General features: G+C 64.1%; 19 protein-coding genes, 1 tRNA gene and 1 rRNA gene. 9 read left to right on the forward strand and 12 right to left on the reverse strand.

Annotation, left to right across the window (positions count from 1 at the left end):
* Positions 1-176 precede the first annotated feature (176 nt).
* Positions 177-290 (forward strand): 5S ribosomal RNA (rrf, locus tag A3CW_RS0136850).
* Between the two features lie 191 nt (positions 291-481).
* Here rrf and A3CW_RS53500 read toward each other — a convergent pair.
* On the reverse strand, positions 482-655 hold the full coding sequence (locus A3CW_RS53500; RefSeq protein WP_165822956.1) for a hypothetical protein: 174 nt from the start codon (positions 653-655) through the stop codon (positions 482-484).
* Positions 656-788: 133 nt separating this feature from the next.
* Here A3CW_RS53500 and A3CW_RS53505 point away from each other — a divergent pair, with 133 nt between their 5' ends.
* Positions 789-959: a hypothetical protein gene (locus tag A3CW_RS53505; RefSeq protein ID WP_169739135.1), complete on the forward strand. Its 171-nt coding sequence runs from the start codon at positions 789-791 to the stop codon at positions 957-959.
* 25 nt (positions 960-984) lie between these two features.
* Here A3CW_RS53505 and A3CW_RS0136865 read toward each other — a convergent pair whose 3' ends face one another.
* The 4 genes from A3CW_RS0136865 to A3CW_RS0136880 all read right to left on the reverse strand — a co-directional run bounded on the left by A3CW_RS0136865 (position 985) and on the right by A3CW_RS0136880 (position 5100).
* Positions 985-2337 carry an MATE family efflux transporter gene (locus A3CW_RS0136865; RefSeq protein ID WP_169739134.1) on the reverse strand — a complete coding sequence of 451 codons (1353 nt, stop codon included), beginning with the start codon at positions 2335-2337 and terminating at the stop codon, positions 985-987.
* Entirely contained in the window at positions 2334-2642 is a 309-nt protein-coding gene (locus A3CW_RS0136870; protein ID WP_028208010.1) for a DUF2288 domain-containing protein, read from the reverse strand. The genes A3CW_RS0136865 and A3CW_RS0136870 overlap by 4 nt, the downstream gene beginning before the upstream one ends.
* Before the next feature lie 658 nt (positions 2643-3300).
* The gene (locus A3CW_RS0136875; RefSeq protein WP_028208011.1) at positions 3301-4020 is read right to left on the reverse strand and encodes a peptidoglycan DD-metalloendopeptidase family protein; all 720 of its coding nucleotides are present in this window, start codon (positions 4018-4020) and stop codon (positions 3301-3303) included.
* A 165-nt stretch (positions 4021-4185) separates the two neighbouring features.
* Positions 4186-5100 carry an aldose epimerase family protein gene (locus tag A3CW_RS0136880; protein WP_028208012.1) on the reverse strand — a complete coding sequence of 305 codons (915 nt, stop codon included), beginning with the start codon at positions 5098-5100 and terminating at the stop codon, positions 4186-4188.
* 497 nt (positions 5101-5597) lie between these two features.
* On the opposite strand from A3CW_RS0136880, the gene A3CW_RS0136890 reads away from it, so the two are divergent.
* Entirely contained in the window at positions 5598-6428 is an 831-nt protein-coding gene (locus A3CW_RS0136890) for an undecaprenyl-diphosphate phosphatase (RefSeq protein ID WP_028208013.1), read from the forward strand.
* 116 nt (positions 6429-6544) lie between these two features.
* Positions 6545-6621: transfer RNA gene (locus A3CW_RS0136895), tRNA-Arg, on the forward strand.
* Between the two features lie 375 nt (positions 6622-6996).
* Here the strand turns inward: A3CW_RS0136895 and A3CW_RS0136900 are convergent.
* The 3 genes from A3CW_RS0136900 to A3CW_RS0136910 form a co-directional block, all read right to left on the reverse strand.
* Complete coding sequence (locus A3CW_RS0136900) at positions 6997-7491, reverse strand: hypothetical protein (protein WP_028208014.1); 495 nt, start codon at positions 7489-7491, stop codon at positions 6997-6999.
* A 328-nt stretch (positions 7492-7819) separates the two neighbouring features.
* The gene (locus tag A3CW_RS48825; RefSeq protein WP_154678150.1) at positions 7820-8380 is read right to left on the reverse strand and encodes a PH domain-containing protein; all 561 of its coding nucleotides are present in this window, start codon (positions 8378-8380) and stop codon (positions 7820-7822) included.
* 142 nt (positions 8381-8522) lie between these two features.
* Positions 8523-10106: an acid phosphatase gene (locus A3CW_RS0136910; protein WP_211254116.1), complete on the reverse strand. Its 1584-nt coding sequence runs from the start codon at positions 10104-10106 to the stop codon at positions 8523-8525.
* Between the two features lie 284 nt (positions 10107-10390).
* On the opposite strand from A3CW_RS0136910, the gene A3CW_RS0136915 reads away from it, so the two are divergent.
* Positions 10391-11809, forward strand: a complete 1419-nt coding sequence (locus A3CW_RS0136915; RefSeq protein ID WP_028208016.1) for a cytochrome-c peroxidase — start codon at positions 10391-10393, stop codon at positions 11807-11809.
* Positions 11810-11841: 32 nt separating this feature from the next.
* On the opposite strand, the gene A3CW_RS0136920 is transcribed toward A3CW_RS0136915, so the two are convergent.
* Positions 11842-12084: a hypothetical protein gene (locus tag A3CW_RS0136920; RefSeq protein ID WP_035515067.1), complete on the reverse strand. Its 243-nt coding sequence runs from the start codon at positions 12082-12084 to the stop codon at positions 11842-11844.
* A 189-nt stretch (positions 12085-12273) separates the two neighbouring features.
* Between A3CW_RS0136920 and A3CW_RS0136925 the strand changes: the two genes are divergently transcribed.
* Both A3CW_RS0136925 and A3CW_RS0136930 read left to right on the forward strand, forming a co-directional pair.
* Positions 12274-12672 carry a hypothetical protein gene (locus A3CW_RS0136925; RefSeq protein ID WP_028208018.1) on the forward strand — a complete coding sequence of 133 codons (399 nt, stop codon included), beginning with the start codon at positions 12274-12276 and terminating at the stop codon, positions 12670-12672.
* A gap of 7 nt (positions 12673-12679) precedes the next feature.
* Positions 12680-13129, forward strand: a complete 450-nt coding sequence (locus A3CW_RS0136930) for an NUDIX domain-containing protein (protein ID WP_028208019.1) — start codon at positions 12680-12682, stop codon at positions 13127-13129.
* 84 nt (positions 13130-13213) lie between these two features.
* Here A3CW_RS0136930 and A3CW_RS0136935 read toward each other — a convergent pair whose 3' ends face one another.
* On the reverse strand, positions 13214-14932 hold the full coding sequence (locus A3CW_RS0136935) for a glutamine--tRNA ligase/YqeY domain fusion protein (RefSeq protein WP_028208020.1): 1719 nt from the start codon (positions 14930-14932) through the stop codon (positions 13214-13216).
* Positions 14933-15082: 150 nt separating this feature from the next.
* On the opposite strand from A3CW_RS0136935, the gene A3CW_RS0136940 reads away from it, so the two are divergent.
* Positions 15083-15646: an RBBP9/YdeN family alpha/beta hydrolase gene (locus tag A3CW_RS0136940; RefSeq protein ID WP_035515070.1), complete on the forward strand. Its 564-nt coding sequence runs from the start codon at positions 15083-15085 to the stop codon at positions 15644-15646.
* Between the two features lie 22 nt (positions 15647-15668).
* Here the strand turns inward: A3CW_RS0136940 and A3CW_RS0136945 are convergent, their stop codons facing one another.
* Positions 15669-16889: a CaiB/BaiF CoA transferase family protein gene (locus A3CW_RS0136945; protein WP_028208022.1), complete on the reverse strand. Its 1221-nt coding sequence runs from the start codon at positions 16887-16889 to the stop codon at positions 15669-15671.
* 326 nt (positions 16890-17215) lie between these two features.
* On the opposite strand from A3CW_RS0136945, the gene alaS reads away from it, so the two are divergent.
* Positions 17216-19840, forward strand: coding sequence for an alanine--tRNA ligase (gene alaS, locus A3CW_RS0136950; RefSeq protein ID WP_028208023.1), 2625 nt, complete (start codon positions 17216-17218; stop codon positions 19838-19840).
* An 84-nt stretch (positions 19841-19924) separates the two neighbouring features.
* Here the strand turns inward: alaS and A3CW_RS0136955 are convergent, their stop codons facing one another.
* Positions 19925-20860, reverse strand: a complete 936-nt coding sequence (locus tag A3CW_RS0136955; protein WP_028208024.1) for a LysR family transcriptional regulator — start codon at positions 20858-20860, stop codon at positions 19925-19927.
* Positions 20861-20929: the final 69 nt, after the last annotated feature.

Consider the following 20929-nt stretch of genomic DNA (forward strand, 5'->3'; position numbering starts at 1 on the left):
CGTAAGGCTTGATCCTATAACAGGTGTGCCTCCGCCCCGCGTGGGTGGGCAGGACGCACAGGTTGAGAGATCGGTGTTGTGCCGGAAACAACACAACCCCAATTCAGCAACACCTCTTTACGCTTCTTCCCGATTGGCTGTGGCGCGATAACACCGCGACGCAGCAACCCGTCAAGCCTGATGACCATAGCGAGCTGGTCCCACCCCTTCCCATCCCGAACAGGACCGTGAAACAGCTCCACGCCGATGATAGTGCGGATTGCCCGTGTGAAAGTAGGTAATCGTCAGGCTCCTTATGCTGCAACGTCCAGAACCCCGGTGTCTCCGAAAGAGCACCGGGGTTCTGGCGTTTGGGCGCGTGGGAAATAAAAGGCTAGCTGCTCGTTCACAGAACGACGCAGCAAATCCACCTCACGGCCAGCTTGACTGGCCGCAGTGAGATTCAGGCAAGGGGCACGCCGGCGCGGTGCCGGCGCTGGGTTCAGTGCCTGCGGCGAACCCGGTCGAGCACGTGATGCTCGGCCAGCCAGTGATGCATCATGCCTTCGCCGTCGTGCTCTTTCCGATAGGCGCGCGATTCGAAAATCGATAGCCCAAGCAGAACCAGCAGACCCACAGCAAGACCGATCAGACCCGCAATAGTTTCAGCATCCATGGCAGCCTCCTGTCGATTGCAGCCATGTCCGTATCTTAGAACAGTGTCGCAACGGAAAAAATAGCGAGTTCAGCCGCTTCGCTATCTGGCGCGGAGCGCTGCTCGGATTACCATTCAAAAAGGATTTGACGCGATGTACCGTGTTTATCTGGCCCTTGCAATGGCCGCTTTGCTTTCGGCGTGCGCCGACAACGCAACGACCCACCGCCACGGCACCCCGCCGCAGGATCCGCCCGACTACCACGGTGTGCCGACCGACGACCGGCCGCCGATGATGATGGACAACCCGCCGCCTGCCCAGTAAGCGCCGTCGCCTGGCGCGAGCGCCGTCAGTGCAACTGCACAGGGACAGGTACGATCGCGCCGCTGATGCGCGGCAGCAAGGGCGAGAGCGTCAGACCGCGCGCGGCCATGAAGACGAGCAGGGCGATCCACAGCCCATGATTGCCGAGCGGCCCGACCAGCGCCCATGACGCGCACAGAAACACAGCCAGCGACACCGCCATGGCTTGCATGAGTTCGCGCGTGCGCGTTGCGCCGATGAATACGCCGTCCAGCAAAAAGCCCCAAACGGAGATGAGCGGCGAAAGCGCGGCCCATGGGAGGAATGCCTGGGCGGCGGCACGCACTGCCGGCTGGTTGGTTAGCTGCCCGATGATCCATGGGCCGCAGGCCCAGTAAACCAGAGAAAAACCGAAGGCCCCCAGCGCTGCCCAAAACAGGTTGATCTTCACGGCCTGGCGGAACGCATTGCGATTACCCGCGCCGATCGCTGCGCCTACCAGCGCCTCGGCTGCGTGGGCGAACCCGTCGAGACCGTAGGCCATGAAGGTCTGGAAGTTGAGGAGCAGCGCGTTCGCGGCAAGGATTGCGTCGCCTTGCTTCGCGCCCAGATGCGCGAACCACCCAAACGAGCCCAACAGGCAAAGCGTGCGCAGAAAGATATCGCGATTGATCGCGACGAGGCGTTTGAGCGCTGCCGGCTCGAGCACGGTTTGCAACGCGAGCGGTGCGAGCCCGCGAGGGCGAAGCCTCCACAGTACGCAGGCGCCGAAGACAAAACCGAGCGTATCGGCCGTAGCCGTCGCTGCGCCGATCCCGGCGATGCCCCACCGCAGCCCGTACACGTAGGCGAGCACGGCAACGACGTTCGTCAGATTGATGAAGATCTGCGAAAGCAGCGCAATGCGCACGCGCTGAATGCCGAGCAGATATCCAAGCACGACGTAGTTCGCCAAAGCGAAAGGCGCAGAGCCGATACGCGCAAGGCAGTAGACCCCGGCATTGCGTTGCACGTCTGCGCTGCCGCCAATGACCGCAAGCGTGTACCGGATCAAGGGCGATTGAATCAGCAGGATCGCGGCGCCGATCGCGAATGCCAGCAGCAGGGCGCGCAAGACATTCGTGCGCAATGCAGGGAGGTCGCGCGCGCCGTAGGCCTGTGCGACGAGCCCCGTCGTCCCCATGCGCAGGAAGCCGAAACCCCAAAACACGAAGTTGAAGAACAGGCCGCCTAGTGCGACGCCGCCAAGATCGGCTGCGCTGCCGAGGTGGCCTGCTACAGCCGTGTCGACGGCGCCGAGGATAGGCTGCGTGAGATTGGCGAGGACGATGGGAAACGCGAGCGTCAGCACGCGTCGATGCCAGCCTCGCAGGTCGGGCAGGGCCTCGGTGCCGCTCAAGCGCGTTCCTGCACGCACACCCAGGGCGAGACGACGACTGCCCACAACTCCGGCTTGCGCGCGGCGTAATCGGCAGCGGTTTCTGCCGGCATACGTGCGACGAGTCCCGAAGAAAGCCATTGCATGACGACCGCACTGTCGTCGTTGGCGATGGCCTCCGCTACGCTGACGAGGTCGAGATCGCGCACCACGCTCAGCAACTTGCCTTGCGCGAAGAAGCGTTCGAGATCCTGCCAGTCGATCTTGGCGGTTTCGCCGAGCAGCCTGGCGTACGTCGAACTGGGGTTGGCGTCTTCGATAGTCATGATGGTTGGAAATTCGTAGCGGCCGATACTATAAACGATAGTCTGCCTGCCGATCGGCGGCCGGAAGGCGAACGCTGGATCCGCGGTATTAATCACATTAATAAGTCGATATCCAGGCTTGCGGCGCCAAAATACAGACAATAAGCCACATTAAATCAGTCAAACATCTGACCTAAGCGCGCTGCGAATTGGCGTTTCAAATTTGTACGCCACACCGAATAAATGCACTCTTGCGTGCGCTTGCACACTAAAGCCGGCTGCCTCGAAAATGCGAAAAGCGCCGTGCTTTAAACCGATGATCCCGGCTCGCAAAACCGCTCGATAAAGCAATCTGCTTCAGCCAGAATAGCCCGTCCAGCAAGCCTTTGCGCCGTTTGACGACTTGTCGTTGTGTGTCATTGAAGCGTGCGATCTTATGCACGGCAGCAGTTGATTCGGGGTCCTCATTCGGTGCTGAAAAGTGATGCGACACATAATCCGTGCGCCGTAGCACATTTTCGCGCTAATTAAGTGATTGCGCCGCAGGAAGCGCGTTGATAGATTGCGATTCGGCGCATGGTAAACCGGTCCTTTGCCGATATGCGCCAAACCCCCGTTAGCCCGGCGCCATGCCGGGCTTTTTTTCGTCCAATGATTTGGGTGGCCGTAGCGGCCTGTCTCAACGTGCGGGAAGTTCTCGAGTCGGATCGATCGAGCGTCCCTGGTATCGCAGTTCGAAATGCAGCATGACGCGATCGTTGTCGCTGCTGCCCATTTCCGCGATCTTTTGACCTTGCGCGACGCTCTGACCTTCCTTCACGAACAATGCCTGATTGTGCGCATAGGCCGTCAGGTAGTCGCCGCTGTGCTTGATGATCAGCAAATTACCGTAGCCACGCAGACCATTACCGGCATAGACCACGGTGCCGGGCGCCGCGGCGACGATGGGCGTGCCGGCCGCATTGGCGATATCGATGCCCTTCGAGTTGCGGCCGTCAAAATTGCGGATGACCTGGCCGCTAGTCGGCCAGACGAGTGAAATCGACGGCGCGGCCGTTGCCGCCGGCGCTGATGAAGGCGCGGACGACGTATCGGTTGTGTCGGCGCTCTCGCGCGGGGCAGTCGCGGCGCTACGCGGCGCGCCACCGGTGCGGGCGCTCGCCGTGCCGGCGGGCGGCTCCACGCGCAGGACCTGGCCGACTTCGATGGCGTCGGCGTTCGACAGATTGTTCCAGCGCACGATGTTCTGCACGGACTGGCGATTGCTGCGCGCGATCTTGTACACGGTGTCGCCGCGCTCCACGCGATAAAAGCCGGGGCCGACCGGAGCCGATCCGCACGCCGCGAGCAGCGCAACGAGCGCCGCACATGCAATCCGTCTGATTCCTGGTGCCAACATTGAACCTCGCATGACCTTGCCTCGACGGACCACGGTCCGCCGCGCTGGCAAAACGCCTGATTTTAGCGGGTTTGCCAACGCAACTGGGGTTTTGCCTGACGAATGACTGACGCAAGCGGCAGCATCCATACCGGCGCCGGCCCAGCACGGCGCCGGTGCGCGCGATTAGCCGCCGAGCGTCTCGACACCGATGCGCAGCGTCGCCGTCTCCGTTTGACCCGGTGCGAGCCAGCGCAGGCCGAGCCCGTTGTGGATCGCGTCGGGCAGACCAAGCCAGGGTTCGACGCAGTAGAAGTCGGAGTCCGCGGCTTCCGTCCACGTCGTGACCGCGTACCAGGCAAGCGAGCCGGGCCGGTTCAGGTCGATCGTCACCGCGCGGCCGAGTCCCGGCGCTACGAGGCGCACCGGCGAGGCGGGCGGCGTTGGCTCGAGCACATGGAAGCGGTCGATGATGCTTGCGTCGTCGAGCCTGTATTGCGTTTTGCCCGGTTCGGGCGCACTGATCGAGCCGTCCGCGAGTTGATGACGGCGCTGGCTAGCCGGCAGGTCGAGCGTCGTCTGAGCGCGCTGGGCATGTGGCAGGGCGAAGTAGAAGTGATGGCCCGCGTACCAGGGAAGCGGATCCGGGCCGGTATTGGTCGCGGCGAGCGTCACGTCGAGCGTATGCGCGTCGGCCAGCCGGTAGGCCGCCTCGAAGCGAAACGCGAACGGGTAGCCGGCGCGGGTGGCGTCGGAGTCGACGAGCGTCATCTGCAGGCCGTGCCCATCGTCGTCGACTTGCGCCGCGAACGGCAGGTCGCGCGCGAAGCCGTGCATCGGCAGATCGCGGACCACGCCTTGGGCGTCGCGCCAGCGCCCGATCTGGCCGTCGACACGATGGCGGCCAAGGAAGGGGAAGAGCAGCGGATTGCCGCCGCGCACGCGTGCCGGCTCGGCCCAATTCGCATTTTCCGGCCACACGATGACCGGCTGGCCGCCGACGTGCCACGAAAGCAAACGGCCGCCGGCCCACGGCGCGAAGCGCAGCGCCGAGGCACCGCGGGTGAGGGTGAGGACGTCCTGTTCTGGATGTGCGTTCATGGGCGGGCCTGGAGTGGGTGGAAAGAGGGTGGCGCATATGCGCCGGGCAGAGGCGGATTTTGCGCCGCTTTCTCATGCGTGAAAACCCTCGTCGGGAAAGCGTGGGTGTCGTTGACGGACGCGAGTCAGCATAATCCGCATGACCGTGCGGTAGCGCACAGAGCATTTTCGCAGGAGACCTCCCCATGGACCTCGCAATGGCAATGAGCATGGCTCTGTTCAGCCTCTTTGTCGGTAGCAGCGCATATTTCTTCTACAAGATGGCGCGCTGATCGCGCCGCGGTCCGTCCCCCTCGTTTGATTCCCGCGAGCGCGACACGCGCGTTCGCGCCAGGTTCCCTGCATTCGCAGCCAATTTTGTTGCGACGCAGTAACTTTTCTGACAAATCCATCTTCAAGCTTGGCGCTGCAATACGCCCCAGGCATAATCGGTGCGCTTTGCCGCACCGGCTCCGCAACGGTCCGGCCCCTTACACCACCATTACGAGGATCCGCGCGTGAGTCTCTGGTTTCTATTCTTCCTGAGCGTGTTGCAAGGCGTCACTGAACTGTTTCCCGTGAGCAGCCTCGGCCATACACTGCTCGTGCCGGCACTGTTCGGCATGCACATCGACAAGCACGCGCCGCAATTGCTGCCGTTCCTCGTCGCATTGCACCTGGGAACCGCCGTCGCTCTGCTCTGGTATTTCCGCGAGCGCTGGGTCGCGTTGATCAGCGGCTTTTTTGCCTCGCTGGGCGGCCGCAAGAACGACGACGGGCACATGATGTGGGCGCTCATCATCGGTACGATTCCGACGGGTATCGTTGGCCTCGTGCTCGAAAAGCGCATCGAAGCCATCTTTCACGATCTGCGTATCGTCGCGGCCGCGTTGATGGTCAATGGCGTGCTGCTGTGGTTCGGCGATCGCCTCCAGCGTGCGCGTGCGCATCGTCCGCCCGAGAAACTTACGTTCCGCCAGGCATTTCTCGTCGGCCTCGCGCAGATCGGCGCGCTCATTCCCGGCTTTTCGCGCAGCGGCCTCACGATGATCGCTGGCAATGCAGCGGGCCTCACGGCGGAAAAGGCTGCGGAGTTCTCGTTCCTGCTCGGCACGCCGATCATCTTCGCGGCTGGCGTGCTCGAACTGCCCAAGCTCTTTCACGCGCGAGATCAGCTGATGACTGCGGTCGTTGGCGGCGTGCTCACGGGTATTGCGGCCTGGCTGAGCGTGAAGTTCCTCATGCGCTATTTCGAGGGACGCGGGCGCCTCGCATCGTTCGGTGCGTATTGCCTGATCGCCGGCGCGATTTTCCTTGGCTGGTTCGCGTTGCATCAGCAGCCGGTTTGATTCTGGCGCCAAGGCCCTTGGCACGCGTCACGAGCGAGGCGCGACCGCGTAAGACGATCGCGGTATAATCCAGCCCCGTCTTCGCGAGGCCCGCTTGCGGCCTTGCGCACGTTCACGCGACAGTAGCTCAGCTGGATAGAGCATCGGCCTTCTAAGCCGAGGGTCGGGGGTTCGAGCCCCTCCTGTCGCGCCAGTAAAATCAAGCACTGAGCCCGGTTCGCTGAACTGGGCTTTTTGTTTTCTGGTGGTCGTGTAACCGCCATGTAGCCCGATTTCGTCAACTCGGAGCCGCGCGATGTACTTTGAGCGCCTTTTACCCCCAAAAACGGGCGAACAGGGCTCAGCCTCCGCCATGGCGAAAACGGGATGGGCTGCTGATGTGGGGTTTCCGGTTTCCCGACACAACAAAACCGGCCAGACACCGTTTCCCTCTACCGCAGTAGTGCTGCGGCCTCACGCCAGCGCTTCGACAACATGTTGAGCGTGCCAGAATCCGCGTGACAGAAGATTCTGGCCAAAACCTCGCAGAATTGCCCGCCATTCAGTTCGGCGGGTTCCCAGTCCCTCGCTACTTTGCGGGCCGCTGACCCGAGGAAAGGATGGTGCTCAACTTGGTGCCTCCGATAGACTCGCACGTCACGGGCTTTGGATCGATCCACTGCACAGCGACTCCGCGCACGACCGGGCGGACCATCCGCCACGGCCAAAAGCCAAAGCGTTGACTCCCCGTGTATTGAACGATTGCATCGGCGCCGTCCGACTGAGCGTATGCGGCCAACTTGGGCAGGATGTCTTCCACACTTCCATAGGTGCCCTTGCCGATCTTCAGTTTCTTGACGACCTTGTATTTCTGATCGGAGGGCGGGAGCTGTGAGAAAAAGCAGAAGTCGCCTAGGCTGCTAGCGCGGTCAGCTGATGGGTTAGCGGCTGCGCTCGTAAGATTCAATTCTTCCTCGGACGTGGGGTCCGCCGAAGAGTCGGCCGCATACGCGGTACACGTTAGCACTCCCATAGCAATCAGTGCCGCGACTATCGGGCGCTTGAAGTGTTGTGGCCGTTTCATGGATGGTCTCATCGTTGTATGCGCCGCGGGACCGGCGCGTTTTTATGAACTCGGAGGGTAAGCGAGCGGGGTGCAATTGGCAACTCGTTCTATGGCATCGCCATTGCGGCTACCTCTCGATAGTCGCAGTGTGCTCAAATTGAGCTCAGAAGCCGCGCATCGGTTTTGGAGCCGCGTGCCACAGGCATGCGGCGAGTCACTTCTAAGCCGAGGGTCGGGGGTTCGAGCCCCTTCTGTCGCGCCAGCTCAAATAAACAAAAAGCCCGGCCTTCACGGCCGGGCTTTTTGCGTTTTCACACGCCACGAATCGCAGGCCAATTCAAACCCCTCACGCCACGAGCCGCAACGGCACCGGCTCCTCGGCCGCCTGCGCGAGAAAAACCATGCGGTGAAACTCGTGCGGGTTCGAAATGCCGGGAATTGGCGTAGCGATCAGGCCCCCGCCGCCCACGACGAGCGAACCATAGTCGAAGATCCGGCCGATCAGGCTTTGCTCGATCCGCACGCTCTCGATCTTCGCGAGCGTCAACTCCACTGTGTGACGGCGTACCGCGCCGAACCTGGCCACCACGCGCTTGTTGGTCACGGCATATTCCGTCGTCCACCAGGCAACTAGCGACGCGCCGAACAGTCCTATCCCTGCGGCAAAAAAACCCACCGCTGCGAACGGCGACGTCCCGATGGTGCCGATGAGCACGCCCCAAACCATGAGCAGAAGGCTCAGTGTGATACGCGGCCCCATCGCCCAGAAGCAGGGGTGTCCCTCGCAGACGATCCGTTCGCCTGGCAGGAGAGTCGATTCGACATATTTCACAATGACCTCCGTCAAGATTTGTGCAGTAATTAATCTGTAAGGTAGTGCATCCTGCCGCGTAGGATCCGTGGTCAAACGTCGCGGCTCAACGCCCGGCTGGCGCGCGGAGTGTGCCGGGGCGACGAATTCGCGGCGCAATAAAAAGGGCAGCCCGAGGGCTGCCCGTCAAACCGGATGAGCAACATCCGGCGATCGATGGTCCGATGGTTTGTCGCGCTTAGAGCTTCACGTCGAGCGCGTTGGTCAGATCGCCCATCGGCTGGGCGCCGTTGCTCTTGAGCGCGGCATCGCGGTTGGCGAGCCCCGGCAGCGTGGGCAGCGACCAGCGGCGCGTGATGAGGCGCAGGATCGAGGTCGTGTCGTACTGCGTGTGGTCGACGTAAGCCTTCTTCGCGTACGGCGAGATGATGAGCGCCGGAATGCGCGAGCCCGGACCCCAGCGGTCGCCCTTGGGTGGCGCAACGTGATCCCAGAAGCCGCCGTTCTCGTCGTAGGTGACGACCACGACCATGTTGTTCCACTGCGGACTCTTCTGCAGATGCGCGATGACGTCCGCGATGTGCTGGTCGCCGCTCGTCACATCCGTGTAGCCCGCGTGCTCGTTCAGGTTGCCCTGCGGCTTGTAGAACGCCACGGCAGGCAGCGCGCCTGCGTCGATCGCCTTGATGAACGCCGTGCCGTCCATGCCGCCGTCGAGCAGGTGCTTCGCGCGCGCGTCGGTGCCCGGCGCGTAGTTCGCGAAGTAGTTGAACGGCTGGTGGTGCGGCTGGAAGTTCGGCGCCGTCATGTTCGCGCCGTAGATCACGCCCGAGGTGCTGTTCTGCGCCGCGCTCACGGCCGCGCCCCATGCGCCGCCGTACCACGCCCACGTCACGCCCGCGTTCGAAAGCAGATCGCCGATGTTCTGGGCCGTTTGCGCGGGCATCGTGGAGGCGTTCGACGGGTCGGCCAGGTTCGCGTCGCCGCCCGAAGCCGCTGCGTTGCCGCTCGGCTGATACGGCGGCTGCATCGTGTTGATCGCGTAGAAGTCCGGCGTCAGATTGCCCGACTTCACGAACTTCGGAACGCCATCGAGCGCCGACTTCGGCGAGTTCGATGCGAGCGTGAGCGAGACGCCGTCGGCGTCCACGGTCGAGATCGTCGGCTTGGCCGGGTTCGTGTCCGCGTTCGCGTAGTACGGCGTGCACGCGCAGATCAGCCACTGGTGATTCAGGAACGAGCCGCCGAACGCGCCCATGAAGAAGTTGTCGGCGAGCGTGTATTGCTGGGCGATCTTCCAGAGCGGCAGCTTTTCGGCGCTCGTCGTGTAATGCCCCATCACGAGACCGCCCGAGTCGCCGTAGGCCGCGAACATGTCGTTCTTGCCGCCGTGAATCTGCATCTGGTTCTCGTAGAAGCGGTGATACAGGTCGCGCGTCGTGACCGAGAGCGGCACGTTGTAGCCCTTCGCGTCGTCGATGGCGAACGGCGCATTCGGCATGTTCTCGGTCATCGCCGCGGTCACGACGGGCGTGACGCCCGTTTGCGTGAGACCGTTCCAGACGGTCGGCAGCGTGGCCAGCACGGAGCCGTCGCGATCGAGCTGCTGCGCGCTTTGCGCGCTCACGTTCTGCAGGCCGTTGGCGCCCGGGAAGCTGCTGTACAGGTTGTCGAAGCTGCGGTTTTCCGCGTAGATCACGACGATGTTCTTCACCGACGAAAGGCCGGGCTTGCTACTGTCGTTGCCGCCGCAAGCCGCGACGGCCAGTACCGACGCCGCTACCGCGATCGGCGTGGCATAGAACCATTTTCTGTTGATCATTTTTCTCTCTCGCGTTGGGGGCCCGCATGGAGGCCGGCGCGAATGACACCGGTCTTCGGGCGAGGCGCAGTGTCGCAACGGATTTTGACAGCGATATGTAAAAAATTACATTTAGCTTTTTCTCAGCCTTTGATTGCATGACATCTGTCTTACGTCATGTCATTGGAGCGTCATATCCCTGACATACGCTTTCGCGACTTCGATGCGCGGCTGAGCGCATCGGCAATCGCACTGCAGCGGCGCGACGCCACGCGCGCGCCGCGCTCAAGCTTCGGGGACCAGGCATGTTGCGTAGATTGGCGCGTCGTTCGGCGCGAACAGAAGGTGAGACGCGGGCTCGATCGCACGGCGGCGCGCGCCGCCACGCAGGGCGCTTCGTGATGGCGGCGGGGCTGTCGCTGCTCCTGGCGGCATGCGACGGCAGCACGTCCGCTTCCGCCGACGCCGATGCGACGACAGGTGCATCCGGCAGCGCTTCGCGCGCGCACGACGCCAATGCGAACGCACGCGCCGTGCAGGGCGTGAAGCTCATGAAGATCGCCGCTCCGGCGCAAGGCGGGCAGACGCGTGCCGAGGTCTATGCGCAGGTGCGCCGCATGACGGCGCTCGGCAAGCAGATGTTCTTCGACCCGTCGCTCTCGGGCTCGGGCAAGATGGCATGCGCGTCGTGCCACAGCCAGGACCACGCGTTCACGCCGACGAACTCGCTCGACGTGCAGATCGGCGGCGCCGACATGCGACGCCAGGGCATGCGCGCCGTGCCGACACTCAAGTATCTGCAGGCGGTACCGGCGTTCGCCGAGCACTATCACGACTCCGATGACGAAGGCGATGAAAGCGTCGATGCCGGGCCGACCGGCGGCCTCACGTGGGACGGCCGCGTCGATCGGGGCTCGGACCAGGCGCGCATTCCGTTGCTTTCGACGTTCGAGATGGCGAGTTCGCCGAAGAAAGTCGCCGAAGCCGTGCGCGCGGCGCCCTACGCAGGGGCGTTTCGCGAGGCCTTCGGCGCGCGCGTCCTCGCTGACGACGACGCGACTTTCAAGGCAGTGCTGAAGTCACTGGAGACATTCGAGCAGTCGCCCGAGGTGTTCTATCCGTACACGAGCAAGTACGACGCGTACCTGGCCGGCAAGGCCACGCTGAGCGCCGCCGAACTGCGCGGGCTGCAACTTTTCAACGACGAGAAGAAGGGCAATTGCGCGAGCTGCCATATCAGCCAGCGCGCAAAAGACGGCTCGCCTCCGCAGTTCAGCGACTTCGGTCTGATCGCCGTGGGCGTGCCGCGCAACCGCGCGCTTGCCGTGAATCACGACCGTAAGTTTTTCGATCTCGGCGCATGTGGCCCGGAGCGCACGGACCTCGATCACCGCGCGGAATTTTGCGGGCTCTTCCGCACGCCGACGCTGCGCAACGTCGCTCTCAAGAAGTCGTTCTTCCACAACGGCATCTATCACTCGCTGGAAGACGTGCTGCGTTTCTACGCGCGGCGCGATACGAATCCGGAGGAGTTCTATCCGGTGGCGAAGGGCAGGGTGCAGAAGTTCGACGACTTGCCGCGGCGCTACTGGGTCAATCTCAACACGGACCCGCCGTTCGATCGCAAGCCGGGCGACGAGCCGGTGTTCAGCAACGCCGAAATCAAGGATGTGATTGCGTTTCTCGATACGCTCACCGACGGCTGGCAGCCGGGTGCGCGCTGAGTGTGAACTGAGCGTGAACCGGGCGCGCGGTGTCAGACGCCCGCGATCAGCAGGCAGGCGCCGGTGAGCACGAGGAAGGACGCGAGCAAGCCGACCGTGCCGATGCGCACCGTGGCGTCCGGCCAGCGCGGCGCGCGCTCGGGACCGACTGCGAAGCTCGTGCCGGACGCCTGCGGTTGTGGCGCGAGCCGATAGTGCGCGACGAAGGACATCAAGCCGATGCAGATGAGGGTCAGCAGGACCGCAAAGACCCTCAATGCGATGGCGTAGGTCATGTCAGGCATTCCCGATGGGCTGTAAGTGGGAGACGGAGCCATCGTAGTGATCGGCCCTCTGCCTCACCATCGGATCAATCCGAAAAGGAACCGGCCGCCGGCGCTTGTTCGGCCTTGCTGGGCGAGCCGAAAAAAGGGCGCGTGTTATGCTTTTCGCCGATTCGTTCAGTCCGCCTAGGAGAACACACAATGTCCAGCATGCCCCGAACCCTTCACACGCTGAGCGCCCTGGGCGCGGCGCTCCTTGTCGCCGTTGGCATGGGCAGCGCGCATGCCGCCAACCTGGGCTTCCTGAACAACACGCCCATGTCGTTCATGAATCAGGCAGACTACAACTCGCTCCAGAACGCCGTGCGCGATTCCGTCGAGCACAAGGCCGATGGCGAGAGCACGTCATGGTCGAACGAAGGCTCGCGCAACGGCACGCGCATCACCTCGACCATCACGCCGTCGAATACGCAAAAGGAAGGCGACAAGACGTGCCGCGATACGGAGGTCGTCATCAGTGCGAAGGGCCAGTCGATGACGCTGCGTCCGCACTTCTGCCGCACGGGCCAAGGCGCGTGGGTCTTCCAGAAGCAGCACTGAGCGCGCGGTGAACGGCAAGGTCGTTTCGTGCGGCATCGTGCTGCTCGATCCTGAAGGCCGCGTGCTGCTCGCGCACGCAACCGGCACGAATCACTGGGACATTCCGAAGGGGCAGGGCGAGCCCGGCGAGAGCGAATCGCAGAGCGCGCGCCGCGAGATGGTCGAGGAGACCGGTATCGAAGTCGCGGCGCCGCGTCTCGTCGATCTCGGGCGCTACATGTACCGGCGCGACAAGGATCTGCATCTCTTTGCCGCGCGCGCGAGCGCCGATGAGCTCGACCTCTCGCGTTGCATTTGCGTGTCGCTGTTTCCGCGCCGCGAGGACGGCGTGATGATTCCGGAAATGGACGCCTGGCGCTGGACCGTACCCGGCGAAGTGGATCGCTACGCGAGCCGCAGTCTCGCGCGGCTCTTTAGCACGTCGGTCTCGCTCGCGGAGCTGCATCGCAGACTGTAAGCCGGTCCCGCCAGACGCCGCAATGAAAAAAGCCCGCACGAATCCGTGCGGGCTTTTTGTTTGCCGGCAGGCGCGGCGCGAGGCTTACTTGCCCCAGCTGTCGCGCAAACCGACGATGCGGTTGAATACCGGCGCACCCGGCTTCGAATCGTAGCGGTCGGCGACGAAGTAGCCATGGCGCTCGAATTGATAGCGGTCTTCCGGCGCGGCGTCGCGTGCGCCCGGTTCCAGATACGCCTGCACCACGCGCTTCGAATCCGGATTGAGCGCTTCGAGGAAGTCGCGGCCGCCCGCATCGGGCTGCTCTTCGCGGAACAGGCGATCGTAGAGGCGCACTTCCGCCGGGCACGCATGCGCTGCGCTGACCCAGTGAATGTTGCCCTTGACCTTGTAGTTGTTCGCGCCTTCCGTGCCCGACTTGCTGTCCGGGAAGTAGTTGCAGTGCACGGCGATCACGTTGCCGTTCTCGTCCTTGTCCGCGCCCGTGCATTCGATCACGAAGCCATAGCGCAGACGCACCTTGTTGCCCGGGAACAGGCGGAAATAGCCCTTCGGCGGCGTCTCGTTAAAGTCCTCGCGCTCGATCCACAGCTCGCGCGAGATCGGGAACGTGCGCAGGCCGCGCTCCGGATGATGCGGATGCACGGGGGCCGTGCAGTCCTCGCTCTGGCCTGCGGGATAGTTGTCGATGATGAGCTTGAGCGGGTCGAGCACGGCAGCCGTGCGCGGCGCCTTGTCGTCGAGGTTGTCGCGCAGCGCGCCTTCGAACACGCTCATGTCGATCCACGAATCGACCTTCGTCACGCCGATACGCTCGCAGAACAGCTGGATCGCTTCGGGCGTGAAGCCGCGGCGGCGCACGCCGACGATGGTCGGCATGCGCGGGTCGTCCCAGCCTTCCACGTGGCCTTCGGTCACCAGTTGCAGCAGCTTGCGCTTGCTCGTGATCGCGTAGGTCAGGTTCAGGCGCGAAAACTCGATTTGCTGCGGCAGCGGGCGCGTGAAGACGCCGGCGTCGGCCAGTTCGCTCAGCACCCAGTCATACAGCGGGCGATGGTCCTCGAACTCGAGCGTGCACAGCGAATGCGTGATGTTTTCCAGCGCGTCCGAGATGCAGTGCGTGTAGTCGTACATCGGGTACACGCACCACTTGTCGCCGGTGCGGTAGTGATGTGCGAAGCGGATGCGGTAGATCACCGGATCGCGCATGTTGAAGTTCGGCGACGCCATGTCGATCTTCGCGCGCAGCACATGTGCGCCTTCCTCGAATTCGCCCGCCTTCATGCGGCGGAAGAGGTCGAGGTTTTCGTCGACGGAGCGGTCGCGGAACGGCGAGTTCTTGCCGGCTTCGGTGGCCGAGCCGCGGTTCGCGCGCATCTCTTCCGGCGACTGGCTATCGACATACGCACGGCCGCGCTGGATCAGCAGTTCGGCGAACTCGTAGAGCTTGTCGTAGTAGTCGCTCGCGTAGAAGAGGTATTCCTGATCTTCTTTCTTCCACTCGAAGCCGAGCCACGTCACGGCATCGATGATCGAGTTGACGTACTCGACGCTTTCCTTTTCCGGGTTCGTGTCGTCGAAGCGCAGGTGGCACACGCCGCCATAGCGCTTCGCCACGCCGAAGTTCAGGCAGATGCTCTTCGCGTGGCCGATGTGCAGATAGCCATTCGGCTCCGGCGGGAAGCGCGTTTCGACACGCTGCGCCCACTTGCCCGACTGGTTGTCGTCGTCGATGATGTTGCGGATGAAATTGGATGCCGCAGGCGCGTCCGTGCGGTCGGCGTCTTTACGTTCGGTATTCATGCGAAAAGGGAGTCGTTCGAGGGCGCCCGTCAAAAGGATAAAAGCGCGTAACTGGGCACCCGATAGTGTCTTCCATTCTACCTGACGCGACCCGCCGTGCCAGTCCCGGTGCCGGATCGTCGTGCGAACCACAACAAGCGAGGGGAAAACGTGACGACGAGCGAAACGGCTGTGCTGGTGCTGCCGGGCTATATGGATTCGGGGCCGGGGCACTGGCAGACGCGCTGGGAAGCCGCGCACGCGGGCTTTGCACGGGTGCAGATGCCCGACTGGATGCACCCGGACTGCGAGGCGTGGTGCGCGGCGCTGGAGGCTGCCGTACAACGCGCGCCGGCTGGCGTGCGCTTTGCTGCTCACAGCCTCGGCTGCCTGACCGTGGCGCACTGGGCCGCGCATCACGCGAGCGCGGCGACGCGCGCGAAGGTGGCCGGCGCGCTGCTGGTGGCGCTACCCGATCCGCACGGTCCCGAATTTCCGCGCGACGCGCGGGGCTTCGATCCGGTTCCGCTCACGGCGCTGCCGTTTGCGAGCGTCGTAGTCGCCAGCAGCGACGACCCGTATGGCGGCGTGGCGTTTTCGCAGCGCTGCGCGCAGGCGTGGGGCAGCCGCTGGATCGACATCGGCCCGCGCGGGCACATCAATGCGGACAGCGGGCTCGACGACTGGCCGCAAGGGCTGGAATGGCTGATGTCGATGGGGAAAGAGGGCGGCTAAGGGCCGCCCCGGGGCCTTGCGGTTACACCACGCCCTTGCTGCGCAACGCCGCCACTTGCTCCTCGCCGTAGCCAAGCACTTCGCGCAGTACCGCATCGGTATGCTCGCCGAGCGTGGGCGGATGGCTCGCCACGCGCGGCGGCGTTTCGCTCATGCGGATGGGATTGCCCACGAGCCGAGCCGTGCCGCCCGAAGGGTGCGGCACGTCTACCTGCAGCCCGCGCGCGATCACCTGCTCGTTCTCGAACACTTCCGCGAGGTTGTTGATCGGCCCGCACGGCACGCCCGCCGCTTCGAGCGCGCCGATCCAGTCGGCTTTCGTGCGCGTGCGGATCAGATCGGCGACGATCGGCACGAGCGTATCGCGATGGCGCACGCGCGCCGGATTGGTCGCGAAGCGCTCGTCGTCGGCAAGCCCGGGCTGGCCCGCCACCTCGACGAACTTGCGGAACTGCCCGTCGTTGCCGACGGCGAGGATGATCCAGCTGTCGCTCGTCTGGAACGCCTGATAGGGCACGATGTTGGGATGCGCGTTGCCCCAGCGCGCGGGCGGATTGCCGCTCGCCAGGTAGTTGGAATTCATGTTCGCGAGCATCGCCACCTGCACGTCGAGCAGCGCCATGTCGATGTACTGGCCCACGCCCGTGCGGTCGCGGTGCGCGAGCGCCGTCAGCACCGCAATGGTCGAATACATGCCGGTCATGAGGTCGGCGATCGCGACGCCCGCCTTTTGCGGGCCGCCGCCCGGCAGCGCGTCGCGCTCGCCCGTAATGCTCATGAAGCCGCCCATGCCCTGCACGATGAAGTCGTAGCCCGCGCGGGAGGCGTAGGGCCCGGTCTGGCCGAAGCCGGTGACCGAGCAGTAGATGAGGTCGGGCTTCACCTCGCGCAGCGACTCGTAGTCGAGGCCGTATTTCTTCAACTGGCCGGCCTTGTAGTTCTCCAGCACGACATCACTTTGCGCGGCCAGCTCGCGCACGATACGCTGCCCCTCGGGCGTGGCGATATCCACCGTTACCGAGCGCTTGTTGCGGTTCGCGGCGAGGTAGTAGGCGGCCTCGGCTGTGTCCGCGCCATCGGGCGTCTTCAGGTAGGGAGGGCCCCAGTGGCGGGTGTCGTCGCCGGCGCCGGGGCGCTCCACCTTGATCACGTCGGCGCCGAAGTCGGCGAGAGTCTGTGCGCACCACGGTCCAGCGAGGACGCGGGTGAGATCGAGTACGCGGATATGGCTGAGAGCGCCCATGCTGTGTCTTCCAATGTCGTTCTAAGGCGGCCCGCGAGCGCGCGTGGTGCGCCGGCCGATGCCGCTCATAGTAAGCGAAAAGGCGTGGGATGCGTCAATATTCGGTACAAGGTTCCGCAGTGCGGAACAAAATCACTCGTGTCGCTAGGCTGCCGCGCGCCCTGTCGCACCCATGCAAACCACGCCGGACGCGCCGCCGCGAGCGCGCGACGATCCCGTATAATCGTTCGATTCAGCATCGGGGTTTTTGCCAGTAACGCGGGCCCCGAGCGCGACCACGACAAAGATTCAGCACCGTACGCCCCAGGAAGGACCCAACGCACGCCATGAAAGCCGCCGACATCCGCGAGAAATTCCTCAAGTTCTTCGAATCGAAGGGCCACACGATCGTGCGCTCGTCGAGCCTCGTGCCGGGCAACGACCCGACGCTGCTCTTCACCAACTCGGGCATGGTGCAGTTCAAGGACGTGTTCCTCGGCACCGAGAAGCGCCCGTACACGCGCGCCACGACCGCGCAGCGCAGCGTGCGCGCAGGCGGCAAGCACAACGACCTCGAAAACGTCGGCTACACGGCGCGTCACCACACGTTCTTCGAGATGCTCGGCAACTTCTCGTTCGGCGACTACTTCAAGCGCGACGCGATCCACTACTGCTGGGAACTGCTGACCAAGGTCTACGCGCTGCCGGCAGACAAGCTCACGGTCACCGTCTACAAGGAAGACGACGAAGCCTTCGACATCTGGGCGAAGGAAATCGGCGTGCCGGTGGAGCGCATCATCCGTATCGGCGACAACAAGGGTGCGCGCTACGCCTCGGACAACTTCTGGCAGATGGCCGACACCGGCCCCTGCGGTCCGTGCTCGGAAGTGTTCTACGACCACGGCCCGGAAATCTGGGGCGGGCCCCCGGGGTCGCCTGAGGAAGACGGCGACCGCTTTATCGAGATCTGGAATCTCGTGTTCATGCAGTTCAACCGCGACGCCCAGGGCAACATGACGCCGCTGCCCAAGCAGTGCGTCGACACGGGCATGGGTCTCGAGCGTCTCGCCGCGGTGCTGCAGCACGTGCACAGCAACTACGAGATCGACCTGTTCCAGAACCTCATCAAGGCGGCTTCGCGTGAAACGAACACGCCCGACCTCACGAACAACTCGCTGAAGGTCATTGCCGACCATATCCGCGCGTGCTCGTTCCTGATCGTCGACGGCGTGATTCCCGGCAACGAAGGCCGCGGCTACGTGCTGCGCCGTATCGTGCGCCGCGCGATCCGCCACGGTTACAAGCTCGGCCAGAAGGGCGCGTTCTTCCACAAGCTGGTGGCGGATCTCGTTGCGGAAATGGGCGCCGCCTACCCGGAACTCGCCGAAGCGCAGCAGCGCGTGACGGACGTTCTGCGCCAGGAAGAAGAGCGCTTCTTCGAGACCATCGAGCACGGCATGTCGATTCTCGAAGCCGAACTCGCGGACCTCGAAGCCAAGGGCGGCAAGACGCTCTCTGGCGAACTCGCGTTCAAGCTGCACGACACGTACGGCTTCCCGCTCGACCTCACGGCCGACGTTTGCCGCGAACGCAACGTCACGGTCGACGAGCCGGCGTTCGACGAAGCCATGGCGCGTCAGCGCGAGCAGGCGCGCGCGGCAGGCAAGTTCAAGATGACGCAGGGCCTCGAATACTCGGGCGCGAAGACGACGTTCCACGGCTACGAGGAAATCGCGTTCGACGACGCGAAGGTCGTCGCGCTCTACGTGGACGGCGCGTCGGTCACCGAAGTGAAGACGGGCCAGGACGCCGTGGTCGTGCTCGACCACACGCCGTTCTACGCGGAGTCGGGCGGCCAGGTGGGCGACCAGGGCGTGATCTCGAACGCGAGCATCCGTTTCGCCGTGGCCGACACGCTCAAGGTTCAGGCCGATGTGAGCGGCCACCACGGCACGCTCGAGCAGGGCACGCTCAAGGTGGGCGACGTCGTGAAGGCGGAAATCGACGCCATCCTCCGCGCCCGCACGGCGCGCAACCATTCGGCCACGCACTTGATGCACAAGGCGCTGCGCGAAGTGCTCGGCTCGCACGTGCAGCAGAAGGGCTCGCTCGTCGACGCGGATAAAACCCGCTTCGACTTCGCCCACAACGCACCGATGACGGACGACGAGATCCGCCGCGTCGAGCAGATCGTCAACGCGGAAGTGCTCGCGAACGCGCCCGGCATCGTGCGCGTGATGTCGTACGACGACGCGGTGAAGGGCGGCGCGATGGCGCTGTTCGGCGAGAAGTACGGCGACGAAGTGCGCGTGCTCGACCTCGGGTTCTCGCGCGAGCTGTGCGGCGGCACGCACGTCACGCGCAGCGGCGACATCGGTTTCTTCAAGATCGTGATGGAAGGCGGCGTGGCCGCAGGCATCCGCCGCGTGGAAGCGATCACGGGCGACAACGCCGTGCGCTTCGTGCAGGAGCTCGATGCGCGCGTGAATGCGGCAGCGGCGGCGCTCAAGGCGCAACCTTCGGAACTGACCCAGCGTATCGCGCAGGTGCAGGACCAGGTGAAGTCGCTCGAGAAGGAACTGGGCGCGCTCAAGTCGAAGCTCGCTTCGAGCCAGGGCGACGAGCTCGTGGGGCAGGCCATCGAAGTCAACGGCGTGCACGTGCTGGCCGCGACGCTCGATGGCGCCGATTCGAAGACGCTGCGCGAGACCGTGGACAAGCTCAAGGACAAGCTCAAGAGCGCGGCGATCGTGCTGGCGGCTGTTGACGGCGGCAAGGTCAGCCTGATCGCGGGCGTAACCGCCGAGGCGAGCAAGAAGGTCAAGGCCGGCGAACTCGTGAACTTCGTCGCCCAGCAGGTCGGCGGCAAGGGCGGCGGCCGTCCCGACATGGCTCAGGCGGGCGGCACCGAGCCGGCCAACCTGCCGGCCGCGCTCGCCGGCGTGAAGGGCTGGGTCGAAGCGAAGCTGTAACCCGCGCGTCGCGGCTTGAATGCCGCTTTGCGACGAAGAGGGGCTGTCCGTGAGGGCAGCCCTTTTTGTTTCCCGCGCGGCTTGTCAGGCGTGAAGGCCTGCGGGCGTGGCTGCCGCTTCAGCCGTTAATTGCGCCGTGCTGCCCGTGCGTTGCGCATCCTCCAGCAGCGCGTCCTTCAACGCGCCGAGCGCAGGCGAATAGTGGCCACGCCGCCAGGCAAGCAGCGTGTCGATCTGACCGAGCTTGCCAAGCGAATGAATCGTGACGTCGTCGGCACTGCGTGGCAGTTCGAGCACCGAACGCGGCGCGACGGCCACACCCGCGCCCGCCGCCACGCACGCAATGATCGCGTGATATGAGCCCAGTTCCAGCACGCGCGAAGGCCGGATGCCATGCTCCAGATACCAGCGCTCGACATAGGCGCGATACGCGCAGCTGCGTTCGAACGCGACGAGCGTGGAGAGCGCGATGTCGTCGGGCTGGCGGATCGGCCGGTGGCCGCGCGGCGTGATCATCACGAGTTCTTCGCGATAGACCGGCACGTGCTCGAATATTTCAGGGTCCGGCAGTCCGTCGAGCGGCGTGGCGATCAGCGCCGCATCGACTGCGTATTCGCGCAGGCGCTCGATCATCGTGCCGGTCGTGCCCGTTTCCAGTTCGAGCGTGACTTCGGGCCACGTCTGGTGATAGCGCGCGAGCGGGCCAGGCAGACGGCTTGCTGCAGCGCTCTCCATGGTGCCGAGGCGCAGGCGTCCCGCCGGACGCCCGGCCTTCAGCGCGTGGCGCGCTTCGTCCGCGAGCGCGAGCAGGCGCTCGGCGTAGGGCAGCAGGGTTTCGCCAGCGGGCGTGAGAATCAGGCGGCGGCCCTCGCGCGTGAAGAGCGGGGTGCCGAGTTGATCTTCGAGCTGCTTGATGCGCGTGGTCACGTTCGACTGCACGCGGTTGAGCTTGGCAGCGGCTCGCGTCACGCCGTTTTCCCGCACGACCGCCCGAAAAATCGCCAGTTCGGCAAGGTCCATAGTTCTCTCCTCGGAATGCATCGATTCATGATAATTCATTTTTCGTGAACGATAGAATCGCCTACGATG

The organism is Paraburkholderia nodosa DSM 21604, assembly GCF_000519185.1.
Taxonomy (GTDB): Bacteria; Pseudomonadota; Gammaproteobacteria; order Burkholderiales; family Burkholderiaceae; genus Paraburkholderia; species Paraburkholderia nodosa.

Coding starts and splice junctions, on each gene's coding strand:
- A3CW_RS53500 (WP_165822956.1), bottom strand. CDS start 655: ATGGATGCTGAAACTATTGCGGGTCTGATCGGTCTTGCTGTGGGTCTG.
- A3CW_RS53505 (WP_169739135.1), top strand. CDS start 789: ATGTACCGTGTTTATCTGGCCCTTGCAATGGCCGCTTTGCTTTCGGCG.
- A3CW_RS0136870 (WP_028208010.1), bottom strand. CDS start 2,642: ATGACTATCGAAGACGCCAACCCCAGTTCGACGTACGCCAGGCTGCTC.
- A3CW_RS0136875 (WP_028208011.1), bottom strand. CDS start 4,020: ATGTTGGCACCAGGAATCAGACGGATTGCATGTGCGGCGCTCGTTGCG.
- A3CW_RS0136880 (WP_028208012.1), bottom strand. CDS start 5,100: ATGAACGCACATCCAGAACAGGACGTCCTCACCCTCACCCGCGGTGCC.
- A3CW_RS0136900 (WP_028208014.1), bottom strand. CDS start 7,491: ATGAAACGGCCACAACACTTCAAGCGCCCGATAGTCGCGGCACTGATT.
- A3CW_RS0136910 (WP_211254116.1), bottom strand. CDS start 10,106: ATGATCAACAGAAAATGGTTCTATGCCACGCCGATCGCGGTAGCGGCG.
- A3CW_RS0136915 (WP_028208016.1), top strand. CDS start 10,391: ATGTTGCGTAGATTGGCGCGTCGTTCGGCGCGAACAGAAGGTGAGACG.
- A3CW_RS0136920 (WP_035515067.1), bottom strand. CDS start 12,084: ATGACCTACGCCATCGCATTGAGGGTCTTTGCGGTCCTGCTGACCCTC.
- A3CW_RS0136925 (WP_028208018.1), top strand. CDS start 12,274: ATGTCCAGCATGCCCCGAACCCTTCACACGCTGAGCGCCCTGGGCGCG.
- A3CW_RS0136935 (WP_028208020.1), bottom strand. CDS start 14,932: ATGAATACCGAACGTAAAGACGCCGACCGCACGGACGCGCCTGCGGCA.
- A3CW_RS0136945 (WP_028208022.1), bottom strand. CDS start 16,889: ATGGGCGCTCTCAGCCATATCCGCGTACTCGATCTCACCCGCGTCCTC.
- alaS (WP_028208023.1), top strand. CDS start 17,216: ATGAAAGCCGCCGACATCCGCGAGAAATTCCTCAAGTTCTTCGAATCG.
- A3CW_RS0136955 (WP_028208024.1), bottom strand. CDS start 20,860: ATGGACCTTGCCGAACTGGCGATTTTTCGGGCGGTCGTGCGGGAAAAC.